The following is a 13,020-nucleotide window of genomic DNA, read 5'->3' as shown; positions in this document are numbered from 1 at the left end:
TGGGGCGAAGACCTTTTGGTTACTTTTGTGTCTTTACAAAAGTGACCCGCCGTAAGGGCGGAACCCTAAGCAGCCGTTACCGCAGCAATGGATATGTACACCCACAAGCCGCCATCGCAGGCAAGCCAGCTCCCACATTTTGACCGTACGGAGCTAAGGCAACACCGTCCAAATCGCAAACCCCGCATACCACAGCACCGCAGCCCGCAGCAGCAGTTCCCACAGACGATCCAGGCTGTTGATGCCATCGGCCCCCACCACCGGTGGTGGAATTTCAGCCGCCACCAAGCCAACTTTTTCCATCAGTTGCGCAGCGCTGATGTCCCAGCTCAACAGCTCATGCAGCATCACCCGGCTGACCGCGACAAAGTTACCCACCAGGGCAAAGCTGGCCGCCAACAGACGCACCGGCAGCCAGTCAAATGCGTGACGCAATTGCCCGGCGCGTTCGGCGACCAGCGGGTTCTGGCTGTTCTCGCTGGCCAATGCCAACAGGCGATAAGCCAGGGCCGCGACCGGGCCAAGCAGGAAATACCAGAAAATCACCGCAAAAAAGCTTTGGTAGGCCTGCCACAGCAAATGGCCTTGAACCCGCTCCAGCAGTTGCTCGCCACTGTCGGCGGCCACCTTCAGGTCGCGCTCGGCGACGTGCTCGGCAGCTTGCAGGTCGCCGCGCCGCCAGGCGTCGCGAAACGGCCCAAGCTCGCCCAGCAGGTCGCCGCGCCCCAGGCTGTAGATCACCACCAGCAAATGCACCGGCAGTGCCAACAGGCCATAAGCCACGGGCTCCAGCACCAACAGCAACAACCCCAGCACGGCCACCGGCAACAACACCAGCAGTACCAGGATCAGCCAAGGCTGCTTGCCCATGCGCGGGCTCGACTCCAGCTTGGCCAGCTCGCGCAGCCATCCGCCGTCACGTTGCAACCGCCGACGCAGGGCCGAGAACTTCTCGATCCACACCGCCAGCACCAACACCAGGAAACTCATCGTGCGTGTCCTCCATCCTGCAGGGCGCTGCGAAAGCGCGTCCAATCAAAAGCCGGGCCTGGATCGGTCTTGCGTCCCGGTGCGATATCACTGTGACCACAAATACGCTGCTGGGTAATGCCTGGGTAGGCCGACAACAGTTGCCGGGCCAGGTCGATCAGCGACACATATTGCGCATCGGTGAACGGTAGCTCGTCCGTGCCTTCCAGTTCGATCCCGAGGGAAAAGTCATTGCACACTTCACGCCCCTCGAAACTGGACACCCCGGCATGCCAGGCACGCTCCAGGCACGACACAAATTGTGTCACCAAGCCGTCGCGCTCAATCAGAAAATGCGCAGACACCCGTAGGCTGGCAATGCTTTCAAAGTAGGGATGCTCCGTGACGTCCAGGCGGTTCTGGAAAAACTCCTGCACTTTGCCAGTAGCAAACTGCCCCGGTGGCAGGCTGATGTTATGCACCACCAACAGTGAGATCTCGCCGGCGGGGCGCTCGTTGAAGTTGGGCGACGGGCAATGACGGATGCCCTGGCACCAACCGCTGGTGGGGTCCAACTGCATACGGGTTCCTTGAATGAGACGAGGTGTTACCAGTATGCCGCGTTCAGCCCTGCGGTTGCGATCACTTGCCGCGATTGAGTTGGCGCAGCGTGCCAATCACCGACGTCAGCGCGCGGTCGAACAGCAGCCCCTCATCAAGGCTGCGCAGCGCGCCCTGCTTGAGGGCCATGGCCAATTGGCCGGCACTTTTCTCGAGGGCTTTGAGCCCGGTGCGGCTGACAAAAATATAGCGGTTGGCCGGCGCCATGATGGCCTTCAGCTTGCAACGCAGCCGGCTGCCGTCCTCCTGCTGGAACTCAAACCAGTGACCAATGTGCAACTGCTGGACCTTGAGCAACTCCGGATCATCACTGGGCAGACTCGGGATGGCGTCAGGCACCTCGTTACTGAGCGAAAACGGCTCACGCACCTCGATCAGCGTGTCCAGGCGCTCGCCTTCGAACGACTGCAGGTGCATGGCCTGCAAACGTACAAAAAATTCGCGGGTGCTGAAGGGGTCGAACGCAGCACTGGTCAACCCATCACGCAAGGCTTTGAGCAGGCCGGGCAGTTGCTCAAGCAAGTGCCGGCCGGCCTCGGTGTCTTTTTGCAGGCTGACGCTCCAGATCAATTCGTCCATGGTGCGCACGGCCGCCTGCCATTGCACTGACTGCTCGCCCTGCTTGAGGCTGGCCAGCAACAGCACCTGGCTCCAGGCCTGCTGGATAAACTGCACCACGGACTGCGGCAACACTCGGCCCACCAACCGTCGATTGAGCACCTCGGCCACCCGCTGACGCGCGGCGTCTTTGCGCACCCGGCCTTCTTCGGCCTCACAGGTGTGCTGTTCGAGCAATTCGCTGCGGTGGCGCTCGTCGGCAGTAGAGGCACTGAACTGCGCCAGCACCTGGCGGAAAATCGCCAGGTCTTCAACGAACTCATTCAACAGCCGTTGCACCACCTGCTCAGTGCGCAGGTACAGGCTGTCACGCTGATAATCATCGCGCGGGCTCCATGTCATGGCGGCGCTGGCGATTTCATTGAGCAGACGTCGCGCCGGGTGGCTGGCGCGGCTGAAAAAACTCTTGTCCAGCACCGCCACTTTCAACAGCGGAATCTGCAAGCGTGCGATCAAGGCCTTGAATACGTCAGGCACGCAGTGGTCAGTGAGGATGAACTCGAACAACAGCGCGACCAGGTTGATCACATCCTCATCGGCGTCTTCCACCACACGGGACTTGCCGCTCTTGACGCTCACGCGAGTCAGCAACTGCTCAAGCTGGTTACGCAGGTCGAAGTCGTCTTCGGCCTCGGGCTCCGGCACATATTGCTGCAGGTGGGAGAGCAGGCGCAGCAAATCGCGGGTGGCGATGGGCTGGGGTTCGGCGCTGGCTTCCAGGGTGGGCGCGACGCTGCCACGCACGGCAGCGAGCAACTTCTGCAACGCGGCGAAGGCTTGCTGGCCGTTTTCATCCATGGGCTGATCAACGGCCTGCACACTGCCTTCGCGCTGCTGCTCGCGAGCTTCACGCCCACCTGGGCGGCGTGACGGCACAGCCTTGAGCTGCGGCAAAACGCCAGTGGCAACCAGCAGTTGGTTGGCCTCGGCGTACAGTTGGTCGGCGTCACTGAGCACATACTTTTCGAACAGCTTGAGCATGATCAGCTTGACGCGAATCTCCACACCCAGGCTGCGCCCCGCACGCAGGAAGAACTCGCACAGCAGTGCCGGGCCAAGCGGGTTATCGCGCTCATCCAGGGGGTTGCCGAGCAACGCGCCCAGGCGCGCGGTTAATTGCCCCAGCGCCAGGCCATCGCGATGGCGCACCCGGCCGAGCATGGCCTCCAGCGCGACGGCTTTTTCCAGCTCATCACTGGACGTACCCGGCGCCGCCTCATAGGACACCATCGGCACCAGGTGAAACTCACCGCGCTCGGCCTGGCCCAGGTCGATAAATGCGGCGAACAATTGCTCCATGAACACGCGCTCGAAATTCTTGCGTTTGAGGCGCAGGTCACGCATGGCTTCAAAGAAAATATGGTGGTCGACGTTGCTGCGGGCCTTGTCGGCCATTTCAAACAAGGTGTCGTCAGCGTTATCGAACAGCTCCTGCAAACCTTGCTGCAACTGCTGTGCAGCCTTGTCGCGAACCTGCAGCAACACCACCGGCAGGCGCGCGAGCGGCGATGGCGTGGCCTGTGCCCGATTGATGGGCACCACCTTTCCGTCAATGTGCATCCTGGCCTCCTGAAACGGCGGTGATGAGTTGGGGAAAAATCGGCTACAGGCCCCATCGGGCTGCAAACACCGGTTATCTCCAAGGACGTCAAAGCTATGACGCCAATCGCAAGGCGCGAGATTATCTTGCAAATGGGGGCTGTTGCGCCAGTGAACTCTGCCAATGCGCTGTAAATGAGTGGCGAGTATGGGTTCGGCGGCGCGCTGCCCCTATAATCGAGGCACTTTGTTTGTGGAGCCTGTTATGCCGAATCTCCGTCTTGCCGACCTCACCGCCGAAATCGAAGCCAACGTGCGCCGCGCACTGCTGGAAGACATCGGCAGCGGCGACATCACTGCGCAACTGATCCCGGCCGAACGGCTGGCCAAGGCCACCATCATTACCCGCGACGCAGCCGTTATCGCCGGCACCGCCTGGGTGGACGCGGTGTTCCGCCAGCTCGACCCACGGGTTGCGGTGCATTGGCAGGTGGCCGACGGTGAGCGTGTGAGCCCCAATCAAGTGCTGTTCCACCTTGAAGGCCCGGCACGCTCACTGCTGAGCGGCGAAAGGTGTGCGCTGAATTTTCTGCAGATGTTGTCAGGCGTCGCCACGCGCGCGCAGTACTTGGCGGACTTTGTCGCCAGCACTCAGGTCAAGTTGCTGGACACCCGCAAAACCCTGCCGGGCCTGCGCCTGGCGCAGAAGTACGCCGTGACTTGCGGCGGTTGCCACAACCATCGCATCGGGTTGTATGACGCGTTCCTGATCAAGGAAAACCATATCGCCGCCTGTGGCGGGATTGCCGAGGCGATTACCGCCGCCCACAAGATCGCGCCGGGCAAGCCGGTGGAAATCGAAGTGGAAAGCCTGGAGGAGCTGCGTGAAGCTTTGGCGGCGGGCGCCGATATCATCATGCTCGACGAGTTGAGCCTGGATGACATGCGTGAGGCCGTGCGCCTGAATGCCGGCAAGGCCAAGCTGGAAGCCAGCGGCGGGATCAATGAAACCACCTTGCTGCCTATCGCGCAGACCGGGGTGGATTACATTTCCATCGGTGCGATGACCAAGGATGTGAAGGCGGTGGATTTGTCGATGCGCCTGAGCATCTGAGCAAGCAACATCCGAGCAAAAGGAGCGAGGTTGCTCGCTCCTTCAATTTCGCGCTCAGATCGCGAGATTATTCATCCCGCAATACTCGTTCCAGTCAACGCCCAGTACCTCGGCGGCCTCCTTGTGCAAGGCCAGGCGCGCCGCTTCGAACTCTTGCGGCGTCGAGGTGTACTTGAGGGTCAGTTCCCATGGCTGTAGGCCCTGGGCCTCGGCCTCATCCTCGAAGGCCCACTGGATCTGGTCCTTTTGATCATCGGCGCTAAGGTCCTTGATCTCGTCGAGCAGTTCCGGCGATTCCGCGACGTATTTTTTGAGGGCTGCTTCGTGCCGCTGTTCCTGGGTCATTTCTTGTGTGGTCATGTTGTTCTCTTAGATCATGGAATGGGGATGCATCTGGGTCATCAAGGTTGCGCAGATACAAAAGAGTGGGCACGAATGCCGCCTCGTCTGGCCTTCAGAACCATTCTGGGATCATCTGAAAACGTTGCCTTTGAAACAGTGTCGCCGTTGAAACAGTGTTGCCTTGTGCCCGAGACAGGAGTCGAACCTGCGACCTTCGCGTTACGAGTGCGCTGCTCTACCAACTGAGCTACACGGGCGGTGGGCTAAAGCTAGCACCGCATTGGGCAGGCAGCAACAAACTCGCTGACCGCCCGGCAGGCATTACGCCCCGTCGGCGCCGCAACCCTTGGCGGCGTACTGCGCCTCGACCGTGGTGGCACAGGCCCAACCCTGGGTGGCGCTGCGCGTCAAGGTGATGGTCTTGCCCAGTACCGGCGCAGGTGCATCGAGGATTTCGCAGGTAATGGAACCGACGCCCGTGGCCACATCGCCGGTTACGGTGATCGTGCAGTTGGCAGTCGGGCTGGTGCCACCAATCAAAGGCAAGGTCGGCACAGTGCCCTGGTTAAGGGTGTCTTCAAAACCGGCCTTCAACGCCGCAATTTCAGCCAGCCCCGCCGTGAACTTGGCCTTGGCCTGGTGCTTGGTGTACATGGGCAGACCGATGGTGGCCAAAATGCCGATGATTGCCACGACGATCAACAACTCGATCAAGGTAAAGCCTTTCTGACGCATCACATTCACTCTCCAGAATAAAAACCTTATCAAGGCGCGTCCTGCGCCCCGCAGTGTGCAGCGGCGCCAGTGTACTCATCCGTGAGCGCCCAATTGTGGGTAAGACGCACATTCTGACATTTTATCGCGCGCCCACGAGCGGTCCGAATCCGTCATCTGACTAAGCTATAAATCTACGACGACCTGTGTGCGGACCTGTGCCATGAATGAAGCTTCAACGATCTACGCCTGGGAAGGCACCAACCGCAAAGGCCGCCGGGTGTCCGGGCAAGCCACCGGGCATAACCTGGCACTGATCAAGGCACAGCTGCGCCAGCAGGGGATTTACCCCGGACGCGTGCGCAAAAAGGCTTCGCACCGGCCATATTTTGCCGCGCCGATAAAACCCGCCGACATCGCGCTGTTCACGCGCCAATTGGCGACCCTGTTAAAGGCCGGCATTGCGCTGCTGCAGGCGCTCGACATCATCTGCGAAGGCTTCGAAAACCGGCAGATGCGCGCGTTGATAAAAGGCTTGAAGCAGGAGATTGCCGCCGGTAGTAGCCTGGCAGCAGCGCTGCGCAAACAGCCGCGTCACTTTGATGATTTGTATTGCAACCTGGTTGCCGCAGGCGAACAGGCAGGCGCCCTGGAAACATTGCTCGAACGGGTGGCGATTCACCTGGAAAAAAGCCAGCAGCTCAAGGCGCGAATCAAAAAAGCCATGACCTACCCTATCGCCGTAATCGTCGTCGCCTGCCTGGTCAGTGCAGTTTTGCTTATCCACGTGGTGCCGCAGTTCCAGAACCTCTTCGCCGGGGTAAACGGCCAACTACCAGGCTTTACCTTGCTGGTGATTGCGCTGTCCAACTTCCTGCAGCACGCCTGGTGGATGCTTGCCCTGGGGCTGGGTATGGCAATAACTGCGCTGCGCCATGCCTATCGGGCTTACCCGGGGTTTCGTGACGGGCTGGATGCCGCTTTGTTGAACGCGCCCCTGGCTGGCACACTGCTGAGGCGCTCAGCCATCGCCCGTTACGCCCGTACACTTTCAACCACCTTTGCCGCGGGCGTGCCATTGGTGCAGGCTCTGGACTCCGTGGCAGGCGCGGCAGGTAATGGGTTGTTCACAAAGGCGATCGAACATATGCGGCACGATGTATCCACAGGTGTGCCGTTGAACCAGTCCATGGCCCACAGCGGGCTGTTCCCCGGCATGGCCATCCAGATGACGGCCATCGGTGAAGAGTCGGGCACCCTGGACCTCATGCTGGATAAAGTCGCCAACCACTATGAAGCCGATGTGGAAAACCTGGTCGATAACCTCACCAGCCTGATGGAGCCACTGATCATGGTGGTGTTGGGGGGCATTGTCGGCGCGTTGGTGATTGCGATGTATCTGCCGGTGTTCCAGTTGGGGTCGGCGTTTTGAGCCTGCTGCTGGGTGAACAACCCTGGGTCTTTGTCGGGATGGCGTTGGTGCTCGGCCTGATCGTCGGCAGCTTTCTCAATGTGCTGGTGTGGCGCCTGCCGAAGATGCTCGTACGCGAATGGCGCGCCCAGGCCCAGGAAATACTCGGCCTGCCGGCCGACCCCGCCGGCCCTGTCTACAACCTGATGCATCCCAACTCGTGCTGTGCGCATTGCAGCCAGCCGATTCGCCCCTGGGAAAATATCCCGGTACTCAGCTACCTGCTACTCAAGGGGCGCTGCGCCCGCTGCCGCGAGTCTATCAGCGCGCGTTACCCCTTTACCGAACTGGCCTGTGCGCTGCTCTCGGCCATGGTCGCCTGGCATTTTGGCTTCGGCTGGCAAGCTGGCGCAGTGATGCTGCTGAGTTGGGGCCTGCTGGCGATGAGCCTGATCGACATCGATCATCAACTGCTGCCGGATGTGCTGGTGTTGCCACTGCTGTGGCTGGGGCTGGTCCTCAATAGCGGCGGTTTGTTGGCGACGCTGCCCGATGCGCTATGGGGCGCAGTCGTAGGCTATGTGTGCCTGTGGAGCGTGTTCTGGGTGTTCAAAGTGGTCACCGGCAAGGACGGCATGGGTTATGGCGACTTCAAGCTATTGGCCCTGCTCGGTGCCTGGGGTGGTTGGCAGATTCTGCCGATGACGCTGCTGATAGCGTCGCTGCTGGGCGTGTTCGCAGGCCTTGTCCTGATGCGTTTGCGCAAGTCCCAGGCATCGGTGCCGATGCCATTTGGCCCGTGCCTGGCAATTGCCGGCTGGATTGCATTGCTCTGGGGTGGTCAAATAACCGACTTCTATTTGCAGTCTGTCGGTTTCAGATGACCACTTGTGTCGCAACACCCTGGATTTTAGGCCTCACCGGCGGCATCGGCAGCGGTAAAAGCGCGGCCGCCCAGCACTTTATCGACCTGGGCATTGACCTGGTCGATGCCGACCATGCCGCACGCTGGGTGGTCGAACCCGGCCGGCCAGCACTCGCACGCATTGCCGAGCATTTTGGTGCAGGCGTGTTGCAGGCGGACGGCCAGTTGGACCGCGCGGCCCTGCGCAAGCTGATCTTTGAAGTTCCCGAAGAACGTCGCTGGCTGGAAGCCCTGCTGCACCCGTTGATTGGCGAAGAAATTCGCAGCCATCTGGCGCGCGCCCAATCGCCTTACGCGATCCTGGTCTCACCGCTGCTGATCGAGTCCGGCCAGTACAGCATGACCCAGCGCATCCTGGTGATCGACGTGCCGCAATCGCTGCAGATTCAGCGTACCCTGCAGCGCGACGGCATCAGCGAACAGCAGGTGCAGGCGATCCTCAAGGCTCAGTCCAGCCGTGAAGGCCGTCTGAACCATGCCGATGACGTGCTGGTCAACGACAAGGACCTCGCCTGGCTGCACAGCGAGGTCGAGCGACTGCACCACTTTTACCTTACTTTGCGTGGAGGCCGATCATGAGCCAACCCTTGACCGTCGACTGCCCAACCTGCGGCGCACCCGTGGAATGGAAACCCGACAACCTCAACCGGCCGTTCTGCTCGGACCGCTGCAAGCTTATCGACCTTGGCGCCTGGGCCGCGGAAGAACACAAGATTCCGGTGAGCCCGGATGCCGAGGACGAGCTGTTCTCAGAAGACCTGCCGCCGCGCCACTAAGGCCGCATAAAGGCGTATTCCTGCTGGTCGTCGAGGTTTTCTGCAAGGTATTGCAGCTCGTCGGCCAGGTCTTCAAAACTGCGCACACCCTTGCTCTGCTGCACCACCGCACTGAGCATGGCGCGCAGGGTAAGACCTGGGTCAAAACCAATTTCCTGTGCCGCATCCTGGCTTCTGCGCAACTCTTGCCGCGCCCATTCGTACACACTCATAGTCTGTGCCCCGCCCTGCTCAGTAAAATTTCGCAGAGCATGGGCCTGCGCGGCCGCCTGGGATTTGATCTGGATCAACGCCGCGAATCGTCATCCTTCCACGGCGCCGACAGGTAGCGCGTACGGTTGAAGGTCTCCAGCCATTCCGGGCAGAACACCACCAGGGCACTGATGACCATGCCGTTGATAAACGCCTCGGGGAAGATGATCAGCCACAGGTAACCGACGAAGTCTTCCAGCCACTCGGGCATGGCAAAACGGCCGTCAAACCACAACAATCCCAACGCCGCCAGCAGGCACAGCAGTGCCGACAGCGCTGCGGCGAAAAAGCCGGAACAGAAGATATACACAAAGGGGTTGCGCGTTTGCGCCCGCTCCACCAGCAGCGCGCAGGTCTCGGTGACCAGCACCGGCAAGCCAATCAGCAGCAAACCATTGACCCCGACCGCCGCCAGGTCCTGGCGCCCCAGCAGCACCAAACCCAATTGCGCGGCCAACCCGCCGACGATAGCCAGGGGCCAATCCAGCAGCAGGGTCACGGCGGTCATGCCGATAAAGTGGTAAGACACACCGGTGTCGAAATCCCGCCGTACCAGCCAGAGCATAAACAGGGCAAACACGGTGCCGAACAGCAAATGCTGGCGCCGCCGGTCGGCAAACAACTCGACCCACGGTGCGCGCAGGATCGCCCACATGACCAATGGCGCGTAAAACAGCCAGCCAATGATGAGCGTTTGCGGCGCCAACACTGCAGCGCTGATCACGAGCGTAATGCCTTTGCAGAAAACCTCACCACACACCTCGTCCATGCAGTTGCTGTTGAATGAGCAGTCTACACCGGCGTTTCAAAGCAAGACTTCCTGCGGTCATCAATTGGACGCTAAGCTGCCAATATGGATGACTCAGATTATTTGCGCCTGCTCACCGTAGCGGCCGAACAAGCCAATGCGTTCCTGTCCAATGCCCGCAAATGGGAGCGTGAGCGTTGGGTCTGCCAGCGCCTGCTGCAAGGCTTGAACGTGCCTTACCGTGCCGAAGAGTTTCACCCCGCCGGCCAAGAGCCGCCGGACGTGTTGTTTCGCGACGCCAGTTTCGAAGTTTTTTTCGTATTGGATGAAGGCCGGCGCCTGAACGACGAATGGCGTGATGAGTTGCTGCGGCGGCGCAGTGCGTTTTCCTTGAGCCAGTTGGTGCGACGCGAAGCCAAGCCACGGCGCATTCCGGCCCATGAATTCCTGCTGCGCCTGGCGCCGACGTTGCGCAAAAAGGCACATAACTACAAAGAACGCGGCATAGACCTGGGCGAGTTGGACCTGATTGCCTTCACCAGCCTCAAGCGTGAAGTGCTGGACCTCAACAGCCATTTCCCACCGCCTACCGAATACCTGCGCCAAGGCTGGCGCTCGCTGTCGTTGGTAGGCCCGACCTTTGCGCGCGTACTGTTTGCCCACCCGGACGCACCGGACTTCTTGCGCAACAACCTGGGGCGCAGCATAGTATTCGATGTGGGCATCAGCCTGTGACGCGGGCACCGGCTACGCTTGTGGCGAGCCCGCCAACCTTCTGGCTGTAACGTGGCGCCCTTTTGCAACGTCTACCTGACGAGGCCTTTATGACCAGCCGCCTGAACCCCGATGACCAACAGCATGTCGAAGAGTACCTGCAACTCTCCCAAAACCGAGTCGAGCGCAAGCCTTTCCGGCCGTGGCTGCTCCTGGGTGTGGTGCTGTTGGTGGTGATCGGGCTCGGCCTGCTGAGCCGCCTTTTGAGTTACCTGACGCTATGAGCTGCATCGCGCTCGCGAGGGTAACTGCTCCGATTTCTTTTAGCCTTGCGAGATATCCCCATGACCCATCGTATTATTATCGTCGGCGGCGGCGCCGGCGGCCTGGAGTTGGCTACCCGCCTGGGTAAGACTCTGGGCAAGCGCGGCACCGCCAGCATCACGCTGGTGGACGCCAACCTCACCCATATCTGGAAACCGCTGCTGCACGAAGTGGCCGCCGGTTCGCTGAACTCTTCGGAAGACGAGCTCAATTACGTCGCCCAGGCCAAATGGAACCACTTCGAGTTCCAACTGGGGCGCATGAGCGGGCTTGACCGTGAACAGAAAAAAATCCAGCTGGCCGCGACCCTCGATGAAGAAGGCCGTGAGCTGGTGCCTGCGCGCGTGCTGGGTTATGACAGCCTGGTGATCGCAGTCGGCAGCACCACCAACGATTTCGGCACCGAGGGCGCGGCGCAACACTGTCTGTTCCTCGACACCCGCAAACAGGCCGAGCGCTTCCATCAACAATTGCTCAACCACTATCTGCGCGCCCATGCGGGCCAGACCGACGTGGAAGAGAACATCAGCGTCGCTATCGTCGGCGCTGGTGCGACGGGCGTCGAATTGGCCGCTGAACTGCACAACGCCGCCCATGAGCTGGCTGCCTATGGCCTGGACCGCATCAAACCGGAAAACATGCACATCACCCTGATCGAAGCCGGCCCACGGGTATTGCCCGCGCTGCCGGAGCGGATCGGCGGGCCTGTGCACAAAACCCTGGAGAAACTTGGGGTAACGGTACTGACCAACTCGGCGGTCAGCGAAGTGACCGCGGATGCCTTGATCACCAGCAGCGGCCAGGTCATTCCAGCGAGCCTCAAGGTCTGGGCTGCGGGTATCCGCGCACCGGCCTTCCTCAAGGATATTGACGGGCTGGAAACCAACCGCATCAATCAATTGCAGGTATTGCCGACGCTGCAAACCACCCGTGATGAAAACATCTTCGCCTTTGGCGACTGCGCCGCCTGCCCGCAACCGGGCACCGACCGCAATGTGCCGCCACGCGCCCAGGCCGCTCACCAGCAGGCTTCACTGTTGGCCAAGTCGCTGAAACTGCGGATCGAAGGCAAGGACCTGCCGTCCTACAAGTACACCGACTACGGTTCTCTGATCTCGCTGTCGCGTTTTTCGGCGGTGGGTAACTTGATGGGCAACCTGACGGGCAGCGTGATGCTCGAAGGCTGGCTGGCGCGGATGTTCTACGTGTCGCTGTACCGCATGCACCAGATGGCGCTGTACGGGTTCTTCCGCACGGCGATGTTGATGCTGGGCAGCAAGATTGGGCGCGGGACTGAGCCGCGGCTCAAGCTCCATTAACAACACAAACTAATGTGGGAGCTGGCTTGCCCGCGATGGCGATCGATCAGCACAAGATGCACAGGCTGATACACCGCTATCGCAGCGGTGCGACGATTCGACAAGCCAGCTCCCACATTTTTTGCGTAATATTTAAGATTTGCGCGCACAAAAAAAATCCCCGTATCTTTCGATACGAGGATTTTTAATATGGTCGGGGTAAGGGGATTCGAACTCCTGACATCCTGCTCCCAAAGCAGGCGCGCTACCGGACTGCGCTATACCCCGGTAAAAAAAAGGCGACCTCTCAGTCGCCTTCTTCGATCAGTGCTTTTGGCCTCTGATCTTAAGATTCGATTCCAGCGTTAACTGGTCTCAAAAATGGTGGGTCGTGTGGGATTCGAACCTACGACCAATTGGTTAAAAGCCAACTGCTCTACCAACTGAGCTAACGACCCAAAAATGGTCGGGGTAAGGGGATTCGAACTCCTGACATCCTGCTCCCAAAGCAGGCGCGCTACCGGACTGCGCTATACCCCGGTTTTGAAATTGGCTCCGTGACCAGGACTCGAACCTGGGACCCAATGATTAACAGTCATTTGCTCTACCGACTGAGCTATCACGGAACTACATATTTCAAATTTACAACTTCTAC

Annotated in this window: 15 protein-coding genes and 5 tRNA genes; 8 read left to right on the top strand and 12 right to left on the bottom strand. The window is 60.1% G+C overall.

Translation table 11 applies throughout. The annotated features are described in order from the left end of the window. Positions 1 to 153 precede the first annotated feature (153 nt). The 3 genes from ampE to HX790_RS11340 form a co-directional block, all read right to left on the bottom strand. Positions 154 to 990: a regulatory signaling modulator protein AmpE gene (ampE, locus tag HX790_RS11350; RefSeq protein WP_138451122.1), complete on the bottom strand. Its 837-nt coding sequence runs from the start codon at positions 988 to 990 to the stop codon at positions 154 to 156. Next, positions 987 to 1,550, bottom strand: coding sequence for a 1,6-anhydro-N-acetylmuramyl-L-alanine amidase AmpD (ampD, locus tag HX790_RS11345; RefSeq protein ID WP_099550501.1), 564 nt, complete (start codon positions 1,548 to 1,550; stop codon positions 987 to 989). The genes ampE and ampD overlap by 4 nt, the downstream gene beginning before the upstream one ends. 61 nt (positions 1,551 to 1,611) lie before the next feature. Continuing rightward, positions 1,612 to 3,768 (bottom strand): DUF1631 domain-containing protein, encoded by a 2,157-nt coding sequence (locus HX790_RS11340; RefSeq protein WP_176991546.1) that lies wholly within the window; start codon positions 3,766 to 3,768, stop codon positions 1,612 to 1,614. A 244-nt stretch (positions 3,769 to 4,012) separates the two neighbouring features. Between HX790_RS11340 and nadC the strand changes: the two genes are divergently transcribed. Beyond that, positions 4,013 to 4,861, top strand: coding sequence for a carboxylating nicotinate-nucleotide diphosphorylase (gene nadC, locus HX790_RS11335; RefSeq protein WP_026013482.1), 849 nt, complete (start codon positions 4,013 to 4,015; stop codon positions 4,859 to 4,861). A gap of 54 nt (positions 4,862 to 4,915) precedes the next feature. Here the strand turns inward: nadC and HX790_RS11330 are convergent, their stop codons facing one another. The 3 genes from HX790_RS11330 to HX790_RS11320 form a co-directional block, all read right to left on the bottom strand. Beyond that, positions 4,916 to 5,221, bottom strand: coding sequence for a DUF6388 family protein (locus HX790_RS11330; RefSeq protein WP_017134512.1), 306 nt, complete (start codon positions 5,219 to 5,221; stop codon positions 4,916 to 4,918). A 166-nt stretch (positions 5,222 to 5,387) separates the two neighbouring features. Further along, a tRNA-Thr gene (locus tag HX790_RS11325) sits at positions 5,388 to 5,460 on the bottom strand. Between the two features lie 64 nt (positions 5,461 to 5,524). After that, complete coding sequence (locus HX790_RS11320) at positions 5,525 to 5,938, bottom strand: pilin (RefSeq protein WP_017134511.1); 414 nt, start codon at positions 5,936 to 5,938, stop codon at positions 5,525 to 5,527. A 202-nt stretch (positions 5,939 to 6,140) separates the two neighbouring features. On the opposite strand from HX790_RS11320, the gene HX790_RS11315 reads away from it, so the two are divergent. From HX790_RS11315 to yacG, 4 genes are read left to right on the top strand one after another with little or no spacing between them, the layout of a single operon-like run. Further along, positions 6,141 to 7,349 carry a type II secretion system F family protein gene (locus HX790_RS11315; RefSeq protein WP_176991545.1) on the top strand — a complete coding sequence of 403 codons (1,209 nt, stop codon included), beginning with the start codon at positions 6,141 to 6,143 and terminating at the stop codon, positions 7,347 to 7,349. Continuing rightward, positions 7,346 to 8,212, top strand: coding sequence for an A24 family peptidase (locus HX790_RS11310; RefSeq protein ID WP_305729033.1), 867 nt, complete (start codon positions 7,346 to 7,348; stop codon positions 8,210 to 8,212). Before HX790_RS11315 ends, HX790_RS11310 begins: the two co-directional genes overlap by 4 nt. After that, entirely contained in the window at positions 8,209 to 8,832 is a 624-nt protein-coding gene (gene coaE / locus HX790_RS11305) for a dephospho-CoA kinase (RefSeq protein ID WP_176991544.1), read from the top strand. The genes HX790_RS11310 and coaE overlap by 4 nt, the downstream gene beginning before the upstream one ends. Continuing rightward, entirely contained in the window at positions 8,829 to 9,029 is a 201-nt protein-coding gene (gene yacG / locus HX790_RS11300; RefSeq protein ID WP_017134507.1) for a DNA gyrase inhibitor YacG, read from the top strand. Before coaE ends, yacG begins: the two co-directional genes overlap by 4 nt. On the opposite strand, the gene HX790_RS11295 is transcribed toward yacG, so the two are convergent. Beyond that, complete coding sequence (locus HX790_RS11295; protein ID WP_003171680.1) at positions 9,026 to 9,241, bottom strand: hypothetical protein; 216 nt, start codon at positions 9,239 to 9,241, stop codon at positions 9,026 to 9,028. The genes yacG and HX790_RS11295 overlap by 4 nt on opposite strands. A 74-nt stretch (positions 9,242 to 9,315) precedes the next feature. Then, positions 9,316 to 10,005: an energy-coupling factor ABC transporter permease gene (locus HX790_RS11290; protein ID WP_176991543.1), complete on the bottom strand. Its 690-nt coding sequence runs from the start codon at positions 10,003 to 10,005 to the stop codon at positions 9,316 to 9,318. Between the two features lie 129 nt (positions 10,006 to 10,134). On the opposite strand from HX790_RS11290, the gene HX790_RS11285 reads away from it, so the two are divergent. From HX790_RS11285 to HX790_RS11275, 3 genes are all read left to right on the top strand, one after another. Then, a complete protein-coding gene (locus HX790_RS11285; protein WP_017134504.1) occupies positions 10,135 to 10,764 on the top strand; it encodes a DUF1780 domain-containing protein in 630 nt (209 codons plus the stop codon). A gap of 89 nt (positions 10,765 to 10,853) precedes the next feature. After that, complete coding sequence (locus tag HX790_RS11280) at positions 10,854 to 11,027, top strand: DUF3094 family protein (protein ID WP_017134503.1); 174 nt, start codon at positions 10,854 to 10,856, stop codon at positions 11,025 to 11,027. Positions 11,028 to 11,087: 60 nt separating this feature from the next. Continuing rightward, on the top strand, positions 11,088 to 12,386 hold the full coding sequence (locus tag HX790_RS11275; protein ID WP_017134502.1) for an NAD(P)/FAD-dependent oxidoreductase: 1,299 nt from the start codon (positions 11,088 to 11,090) through the stop codon (positions 12,384 to 12,386). Between the two features lie 190 nt (positions 12,387 to 12,576). Here HX790_RS11275 and HX790_RS11270 read toward each other — a convergent pair. The 4 genes from HX790_RS11270 to HX790_RS11255 all read right to left on the bottom strand — a co-directional run bounded on the left by HX790_RS11270 (position 12,577) and on the right by HX790_RS11255 (position 12,991). Next, positions 12,577 to 12,653: transfer RNA gene (locus tag HX790_RS11270), tRNA-Pro, on the bottom strand. Between the two features lie 94 nt (positions 12,654 to 12,747). Then, positions 12,748 to 12,823: transfer RNA gene (locus HX790_RS11265), tRNA-Lys, on the bottom strand. Between the two features lie 5 nt (positions 12,824 to 12,828). Beyond that, positions 12,829 to 12,905 (bottom strand) — tRNA-Pro (locus HX790_RS11260). A 10-nt stretch (positions 12,906 to 12,915) separates the two neighbouring features. Next, positions 12,916 to 12,991, bottom strand: a tRNA-Asn gene (locus HX790_RS11255). Positions 12,992 to 13,020 lie beyond the last annotated feature (29 nt).

The sequence above is a fragment of the Pseudomonas sp. IPO3747 genome, assembly GCF_013385245.1.
GTDB lineage: Bacteria > Pseudomonadota > Gammaproteobacteria > Pseudomonadales > Pseudomonadaceae > Aquipseudomonas > Aquipseudomonas edaphica.
Note: the sequence above shows the minus strand (reverse complement) of the source record. Positions and strands in the feature narration are given on the sequence as shown.

Excerpts from the sequence above, each read along its gene's own strand:
- ampE (WP_138451122.1), bottom strand. The coding sequence starts at position 990 with ATGAGTTTCCTGGTGTTGGTGCTGGCGGTGTGGATCGAGAAGTTCTCG.
- HX790_RS11320 (WP_017134511.1), bottom strand. The coding sequence starts at position 5,938 with ATGCGTCAGAAAGGCTTTACCTTGATCGAGTTGTTGATCGTCGTGGCA.
- HX790_RS11315 (WP_176991545.1), top strand. The coding sequence starts at position 6,141 with ATGAATGAAGCTTCAACGATCTACGCCTGGGAAGGCACCAACCGCAAA.
- HX790_RS11330 (WP_017134512.1), bottom strand. The coding sequence starts at position 5,221 with ATGACCACACAAGAAATGACCCAGGAACAGCGGCACGAAGCAGCCCTC.
- nadC (WP_026013482.1), top strand. The coding sequence starts at position 4,013 with ATGCCGAATCTCCGTCTTGCCGACCTCACCGCCGAAATCGAAGCCAAC.
- HX790_RS11295 (WP_003171680.1), bottom strand. The coding sequence starts at position 9,241 with ATGAGTGTGTACGAATGGGCGCGGCAAGAGTTGCGCAGAAGCCAGGAT.
- HX790_RS11280 (WP_017134503.1), top strand. The coding sequence starts at position 10,854 with ATGACCAGCCGCCTGAACCCCGATGACCAACAGCATGTCGAAGAGTAC.
- yacG (WP_017134507.1), top strand. The coding sequence starts at position 8,829 with ATGAGCCAACCCTTGACCGTCGACTGCCCAACCTGCGGCGCACCCGTG.
- HX790_RS11285 (WP_017134504.1), top strand. The coding sequence starts at position 10,135 with ATGGATGACTCAGATTATTTGCGCCTGCTCACCGTAGCGGCCGAACAA.
- HX790_RS11340 (WP_176991546.1), bottom strand. The coding sequence starts at position 3,768 with ATGCACATTGACGGAAAGGTGGTGCCCATCAATCGGGCACAGGCCACG.
- coaE (WP_176991544.1), top strand. The coding sequence starts at position 8,209 with ATGACCACTTGTGTCGCAACACCCTGGATTTTAGGCCTCACCGGCGGC.
- HX790_RS11275 (WP_017134502.1), top strand. The coding sequence starts at position 11,088 with ATGACCCATCGTATTATTATCGTCGGCGGCGGCGCCGGCGGCCTGGAG.
- ampD (WP_099550501.1), bottom strand. The coding sequence starts at position 1,550 with ATGCAGTTGGACCCCACCAGCGGTTGGTGCCAGGGCATCCGTCATTGC.